The following is a 7577-nucleotide window of genomic DNA, read 5'->3' as shown; positions in this document are numbered from 1 at the left end:
GGGATTTTGGGCAGGTCACGCAAGGGTTTCTTTTTGGTTGGCATACATGCACCTCTTACTCATGTTATGCCCGAACACAAAATTTCTGACACCCTCCGAAAAGGTGACTAAATGTCGATATCGTCTACGAATGCGCGCACAAAAATCAAAACAATCACCAAGTAACCAGCCCCAGCCCTAAACCTCCTCCAAAACCATCTCCAAAAACGTAGCCACCACCCGCCGCGTCCTCTGCTCACTCAAACAAACCAACGTCTCAGTCAAATGCCGCCGACAATCCACAATCGGCAAAGCACAAACCCTCGCATCAGCCCCAAACTCCGCCGCCGAAACAACCCCAACCCCAATCCCCACCACCACCGCCTCGCGCGCCGCCTCGCGCCCCTCGACCTGGATCGCCGGCCGAATCCGCAACCCGGCCCGCTGCATTTCTTCCTCCAGCGTCTGCCGCGTCACCGACCCCGGCTCACGCAGCACCAGCGGCGTGTCGTCCAGATCCGCCAGGCTGATCTGCCCCCGGCTGGCCCACGGGTGGTTGTGCGAGACAAACGCCACCATCGGGTCACGCCGCATCGGCACGCAGAACAACCGCTCATCATCGACATCGCGCCCGAGCAGGGCCAGGTCCGCCTGGTAACTGAACAGCCGGGCCAGCGACTCGTCGGTATTGCCGGTCTCGATCTTCACCTGGATCCCCGGATAGCGCTGACAGAACCGGGCGATCTGCGGCAGCACGTGCACCGGCGCGTCCACCGCCAGGGTCAGGCTGCCGGTGTGCAGGGCGCGGGAGTCCTGCAGCAGCTCCACGGCCTCGGCCTCGCAGGCGAACAGGCGTTGGGTCACGCCCAGCAGGCGCTCGCCCAGGTCGGTCAGTTGTACAGAACGCTTGTTGCGCTGGAACAGCAGCACGCCGAAGCGCTCCTCGAGCTTGCGCACCTGGTCGGACACCGCCGGCTGGGTCAGAAACAGCTTCTGCGCCGCACGGGTAAAGCTGCCCTGTTCGGCGACCGCATGAAAGGCCTTGAGTTGAGCATGGGAGACCGACATCGAACACTCCACTTAAAAGCTGGGCTTATGTGTGAAATACGATAAATCGATTTTATTTATCAGTCAGCAGCTGTTTCCATGTGTTTCAACCCGACCACGCTGCCACGAGCGGCGGCATGTCGGCCATGGCGGCACCACCGCCAGCTGACCAGGTGACGTCCCTCCGTCACGCAGTGCGCAACACAACAACAAGACAGGCGTTTCTTCACATTCTGCCGGCACACTCAAGCAAGAGGTCAGAGTCAATGAATCAATCCCTGGGCGCCATCAAGCGTTGGCGCGTGCAGATCTTCGCGATCACCTGGCTGGCCTACGCCGCCTTCTACTTCACCCGCAAGGCCTTCTCGGTGGCCAAGCTCGGCATCGGCGAGGATCCGAATTTCATGCTCGACAAGGCCGCCATGGCCAACCTCGACGCGATCTACCTGGCCGCCTACGCCGTGGGCCAGTTCACCTGGGGGATGCTCGCCGACCGATTCGGCCCCCGCGTGGTGGTGCTCGGCGGGCTGCTGATCTCCGCGGCGGCCGCGGTGGTGATGGGCAGCTACGCGACCTTCCCGATCTTCGCCACCTGCATGCTGATCCAGGGGCTGGCGCAGTCCACCGGCTGGGCGGGGCTATGCAAGAACATCGGCAGTTTCTTCCCGGCCTCCCAGCGCGGCCGGGTGCTGGGGCTGTGGAGTTCGTGCTACGCCTTTGGCGGCCTGGTGGCCTCGCCGTTCGCCGGCTGGTGGGCCTACACCCTGGTCGGCACCTGGCACGCGGCGTTCTTCTCCAGCGCCGTGGTGGTGGCCGCGGTGGCGGTATTGTTCTTCATTTTCCAGCGCAACAAGCCCGAAGATGTCGGCCTGCCGGCGGTGGAGCCCGAGCCGCAGAGCATGGCCCCGGGGGCGAACCTTTGCAGCGTGTGGTCGCCGCTGCGCGAGATCCTGCGCAACCGCACGGTGCTGACCCTGGGCCTGGCCTACTTCATGCTCAAACCGGCCCGCTACGCCATCCTGCTGTGGGGCCCGGTGATCGTCTTCGAGCAGATGCCGTCGGTGGGCAAGGTCGGCGCGGCGATCATCCCCACGGCCTTCGAGCTGGCCGGGCTGCTCGGCCCGATCCTCATCGGCTTGGCCTCGGACAAGCTGTTCGGTGCCCGGCGCATGCCGGCCTGCGTGATCAGCCTGGTACTGCTGACCCTGACCCTGGCCGGCTTCATGGCGGCGATGCACAGCGGCAGCGTGCTGCTGGTGGTGGCCCTGCTGTTCGTCATGGGCCTGACCCTGTACGGCCCGGATTCGATGATCAGCGGCGCCGCGGCCATCGACTTTGGCACGGCCAAGGCCGGCGCCACCGCGGCCGGCTTCGTCAACGGCTGCGGCTCGGTGGGCGCGGTGCTCGGCGGCCTGCTGCCCGGTTACTTCGACAGCGTCACGGTGTTCATCGTCTTCGCCGGCACCGCGCTGTTCTCCGCCCTGGTGCTGCTGCCGCACTGGAACAGCCGCCCGGCGACTGCCCTGCAGGCCAATGACGTGGCACCCAATACCAGCATGGCGATCAAGCCACTGCGTACCTAAAGGAAAGCGAGTAGATGAGACCCTTCTGGCTGCAACAGGCCCTGGACCAGGAAGACGAAGCGCTGTGCCCGCCGCTCGCCGGTGACGTGCGCTGCGACGTGTGCATCGTCGGCGGCGGCTACACCGGCCTGTGGACCGCACTGATGATCAAGGAACAGGCGCCGCAGCTGGAGGTGCTGCTGCTCGAGGCGGATATCTGCGGCGCCGGGGCCAGTGGGCGCAATGGTGGTTGCGCGCTGTCCTGGTCGGCCAAGTACTTCACCCTCGAGCGGTTGTTCGGGGTGGCCGAGGCGGTGCGCCTGGTGCGCGAGTCCGAGCGCAGCATCGGCGCCATCGGCGAGTTCTGCGCGGCCAACGGCATCCGCTGCGACTACCGCATGGACGGCACCCTCTACACCGCCACCAACCAGGCCCAGCTCGGCGGCACCGATGCGGTGATCGCCGCGCTGGAACAGCAGGGCATCAACTCGTTCCAGCGCCTGGCGCTGGAACAGGTGCAGCGCCTGGCCGGTTCCGAACGGCACCTGGAGGGCTGGTATTCGCCGGCCGCGGCCACGGTGCAGCCGGGGCGGCTGGTGCGCGGCCTGCGCCGGGTGGCCTTGCAACGTGGCGTGCGCATCCACGAGGGCACGGCGATGACCGGCCTGGAGCATGGCGCGCCGGTGCAGGTGCGCACCCGCGCCGGCACCGTCCGCGCCGACCGCGTGGTGCTGGGCCTCAATGCCTGGATGGCGCGGGCCTTCCCGCAGTTCGAGCGCAGCGTGGCCATCGTCTCCAGCGACATGGTGATCACCGAGCCATGCCCCGAGCTGCTGCGCCGGATCGGCCTGGACAGCGGCGTCAGCGTGCTCGACTCGCGGATTTTCGTGCACTACTACCACAACACTTCCGATGGCCGGCTGATGCTCGGCAAGGGCGGCAACACCTTTGCTTATGGCGGGCGCATGCTGCCGGTGTTCGACCAGCCGTCGCCGTACCAGCCGCTGCTGCGCGAAAGCCTGGCCGAGTTCTTCCCGGCGCTGGCCGAGGTGCCGCTGGCGGCGAGCTGGAACGGGCCATCGGACCGTTCGGTGACCGGGCTGCCGTTCTTCGGTCGGCTCGATGGGCAGGGCAACGTGTTCTACGGTTTCGGCTACTCCGGCAGCGGGGTCGGGCCGTGTCACATGGGCGGGCAGATCCTGTCGTCGTTGGCACTGGGGCTGGACAACGCCTGGACCCGTTCGCCGCTGGTCAAGGGGCCGTTGGGGCAGTTTCCGCCGGAGCCGGTGCGCTACCTGGGGTCGTTGTTGGTGCGCAACGCCATCCGCCGCAAGGAACGCGCCGAGGACCGCGGCGTGCGCCCGCGCCGGCTGGACGTGCGCCTGGCGAAGTTCGCGGCGGCGGCGGGGAAGGCGGACAAGGGCTGAAGCCGACGCGATTTCTTGTCGAACCCGGCGCGCAGGGCGTATAAACTCTCCCCACTTTTAGGCCGGTCGCTTCCTGAACCGGCCGCGGAAACAAAGAGAGTCGATATGGGCGCACAGTGGAAAGCCAAACATAGAGAAACAGCGGCCAATGCCAAAGGCAAGATCATGGGCAAGCTGGCCAAGGAGATCCAGATCGCTGCCAAGTCCGGTGCCGACCCGGACATGAACCCGCGCCTGCGCCTGGCCATCGTCCAGGCCAAAAAAGCCTCGATGACCCGTGAGACCCTGGAGCGCGCGATCAAGAAAGGCGCGGGCCTGGACGGCGAGGCCGTGCAGTACCATGCCGTCAGCTATGAAGGTTTCGCCCCGCACCAGGTGCCGCTGATCGTCGAGTGCCTGACCGACAACATCAACCGCACCGTGGCCCAGATCCGCGTGCTGTTCCGCAAGGGCCAGCTCGGCGCCAGCGGCTCGGTGGCCTGGGACTTCAACCATGTTGGCCTGATCGAGGCCACCCCGGAAGGTGACGCCGATCCGGAAATGGCGGCCATCGAAGCCGGTGCCCAGGACTTCGAGGACGGCGAGGAAGAGGGCTCGACCCTGTTCATCACCGACACCACCGACCTGGACGCCGTGCAGAAGGCCCTGCCGGAGCATGGCTTCACCGTCACCTCGGCGAAGATCGGCTACATCCCTAAGAACCCGGTGAGCGCCGCCGGCCTGAGCGCCGAAGCGCTGGCCGAGGTCGAGGCCTTCCTCGAGGCGATCGACGAGAACGAAGACGTGCAGAACGTCTATGTCGGCCTGACCGACTGATCCGCGCGTCATCCTCGCGGGGCAAGCCCACTCCCAGCACGTTCTGTGGGAGCGGGCTTGCCCCGCGATCATTTCCGGACCTGTGCCATGCACCCCACCTTCGCCTCCCTCAGCCTCGCCCACCTGCGCACCCTCGACTGCCTCCTGCAGCTGAAGAACCTCAGCCACGCCGCCGAGCGCCTGGGCTGCAGCCAATCGGCGCTGAGCCGCCAGCTGGCCAGCCTGCGCGAGGCCTTCGACGACCCGCTGCTGGTGCGCCAGGGCCGTGGCTACGTGCTCAGCGAACACGCTGAGGCGTTGGTCGAACCGCTGCGCCAGGTACTGGAGGAGCTCAACGCCTTGCGCCAGCCCGCGGCGTTCGACCCGGCGCGCTGCGAGCGGCGCTTCTGCCTGGCGGCCTCCGACTACGTGGCCGAGCACATGCTGCCGCAGCTGGTCAAGGTACTGGAGCAGGAGGCGCCGGGGGTGTCGCTGGAGTACCGCACCTGGCAGGCCGGGCAGTATGCCTTGCTTGCCAGTGGCGAGATCGACCTGGCCACCACGCTGTTCGACGAGTCACCGCCCAACCTGCACGGTCGGTTGCTGGGCGAGGACCGGGCGGTATGCCTGATGCGTCACGACCATCCACTGAGCGCCCGCGCCGAGTTGAGCCAGGACGACTACCTGGCCTTCAAGCACGTAAGGGTGTCCGGGGGCGGCGACAAGGACAGCTTCATCGACCGTCATCTGCGCGCCCAGGGGCTGCAGCGGCGCATCAGCCTGGAGGTGCCGTTCTTCAGCGCGATGGTCCAGGTGCTCGGCAATGGCCAGGCCCTGGCCACAGTGCCCGAGCACATTGCCCGGCAACTGGCGCGGCTGCATGGCCTGAGTTGGCGGCCGATGGGCTTCATCGACCACACCCAGCGCTATTGGGTGGTCTGGCACCAGCGCCTGCAGGCCTCGGCCGAGCACCGCTGGTTGCGCAACCGGGTTTTCGAGGTGTGGCGTCAGTCGCAGTTCGGCGTGCAGGGCGGGCATGCGCCTTCGCCATAGCAGCTATGCGCGAAGCGGGGTTATTCGCAAACCGGCAGGCGCCTAGACTGCGGGCAATGGACACCGCCCAGGAGCGCGCGCATGACACCCGAACAATTCCGCCAGTACGGCCACCAACTGATCGACCTGATCGCCGACTACCGCCAGACCGTCGGCGAGCGCCCGGTCATGGCCCAGGTCCAGCCGGGCTACCTCAAGGCCGCCTTGCCCGAGGGCGCGCCGCAGAAGGGCGAGCCGTTTGAAGCCATCCTCGCCGACGTCGACAAGCTGGTGATGCCCGGCCTGTCCCACTGGCAGCACCCGGACTTCTACGGTTACTTCCCCTCCAACGGCACCCTGTCGTCGGTGCTCGGCGACTTCCTCAGCACCGGCCTGGGCGTGCTCGGCCTGTCGTGGCAGTCCAGCCCGGCCCTGAGCGAGCTGGAGGAAACCACCCTCGACTGGCTGCGTCAGCTGCTGGGTCTGAGCGGGCAATGGAGCGGGGTGATCCAGGACACCGCCTCGACCAGCACCCTGGTGGCGCTGATCAGTGCCCGCGAGCGCGCCACCGACCACGCCCAGGTGCATGGCGGCCTGCAGGCCCAGGCCAAACCGTTGATCGTCTACGTCAGCGCCCACGCCCACAGCTCGGTGGACAAGGCCGCGCTGTTGGCCGGCTTTGGCCGCGACAACATCCGCCTGATCCCCACCGACGCCCGCTACGCCATGCGTCCTGAAGCGCTGCGCGAGGCCATCGAGCAGGACCTGGCCGCCGGCAACCAGCCCTGTGCCGTGGTCGCCACCACCGGCACCACCACCACCACCGCGCTGGACCCGCTGCGCCCGATCGGCGAGATCGCCCAGGCCAACCAGCTGTGGCTGCACGTGGACTCGGCCATGGCCGGTTCGGCGATGATCCTCCCGGAGTGCCGCTGGATGTGGGACGGCATCGAGCTAGCCGATTCGGTGGTGGTCAACGCCCACAAGTGGCTGGGCGTGGCCTTCGACTGCTCGATCTACTACGTGCGCGATCCGCAGCACCTGATCCGGGTGATGAGCACCAACCCCAGCTACCTGCAGTCGGCGGTCGATGGCGAGGTGAAGAACCTGCGCGACTGGGGCATCCCGCTGGGGCGTCGGTTCCGGGCACTGAAACTGTGGTTCATGCTGCGCAGCGAAGGGGTCGAGGCCCTGCAGCAACGCCTGCGCCGCGACCTGGAAAACGCCCGCTGGCTGGCCGCCCAAATCGAGTCGGCACCGCAGTGGGAAGTGCTGGCGCCGGTGCAATTGCAGACCCTGTGCATCCGCCATCGCCCGGCGGGCCTCGAGGGCGAGGCGCTGGATGCCCACACCCGCGGCTGGGCCGAGCGCCTCAACGCCTCGGGTGACGCCTACGTGACCCCGGCGACCCTGGGCGGGCGCTGGATGGTGCGGGTGTCGGTGGGGGCGTTGCCGACCGAGCGTGAACATGTGCAGCAGTTGTGGGCGCGCTTGCAGGCGGTGGTGGCGGAGTAAACACCATTCAGGTTTCGCTGTATCTGTATGAATATAGCGATCAGGCGATCCTGTCCGGTGGCCATGGCGCCGGGCGCAGGCTGCGCAGCAGCAGGTCGGCCTGGGCCTGGGTGGAGGCGCGGGTGGGCCTGACCTGCCCCGAGCTGCCGGGCGCCATGCCGAAGCGGAAGATAGCGATAGCGTGTTTGCCGACAGCTGCGCGGTTTCAGCTATGCCAGCT

6 protein-coding genes are annotated in these 7577 nt (G+C 67.0%); 5 read left to right on the top strand and 1 reads right to left on the bottom strand.

The annotated features are described in order from the left end of the window. Nucleotides 1-177: 177 nt before the first annotated feature. Nucleotides 178-1047, bottom strand: coding sequence for a LysR substrate-binding domain-containing protein (locus tag AC25ND_RS25285; RefSeq protein ID WP_186597490.1), 870 nt, complete (start codon nt 1045-1047; stop codon nt 178-180). Nucleotides 1048-1292: 245 nt separating this feature from the next. Here AC25ND_RS25285 and AC25ND_RS25280 point away from each other — a divergent pair, with 245 nt between their 5' ends. The 5 genes from AC25ND_RS25280 (at nt 1293) to AC25ND_RS25260 (ending at nt 7357) form a co-directional block, all read left to right on the top strand. Further along, the gene (locus tag AC25ND_RS25280; RefSeq protein WP_028688728.1) at nt 1293-2609 is read left to right on the top strand and encodes an MFS transporter; all 1317 of its coding nucleotides are present in this window, start codon (nt 1293-1295) and stop codon (nt 2607-2609) included. A gap of 14 nt (nt 2610-2623) precedes the next feature. After that, nucleotides 2624-4015, top strand: a complete 1392-nt coding sequence (locus AC25ND_RS25275) for an FAD-dependent oxidoreductase (RefSeq protein WP_062574374.1) — start codon at nt 2624-2626, stop codon at nt 4013-4015. Nucleotides 4016-4120: 105 nt separating this feature from the next. Next, nucleotides 4121-4831 carry a YebC/PmpR family DNA-binding transcriptional regulator gene (locus AC25ND_RS25270; protein WP_062363424.1) on the top strand — a complete coding sequence of 237 codons (711 nt, stop codon included), beginning with the start codon at nt 4121-4123 and terminating at the stop codon, nt 4829-4831. Between the two features lie 87 nt (nt 4832-4918). Then, nucleotides 4919-5863, top strand: coding sequence for a LysR family transcriptional regulator (locus AC25ND_RS25265; RefSeq protein ID WP_050705911.1), 945 nt, complete (start codon nt 4919-4921; stop codon nt 5861-5863). An 81-nt stretch (nt 5864-5944) separates the two neighbouring features. Then, nucleotides 5945-7357, top strand: a complete 1413-nt coding sequence (locus tag AC25ND_RS25260; protein WP_186597492.1) for a DOPA decarboxylase — start codon at nt 5945-5947, stop codon at nt 7355-7357. Nucleotides 7358-7577: the final 220 nt, after the last annotated feature.

This window comes from Pseudomonas sp. P110(2024) (genome assembly GCF_057480795.1).
This window is presented reverse-complemented; position numbering and strand designations above follow the sequence as displayed.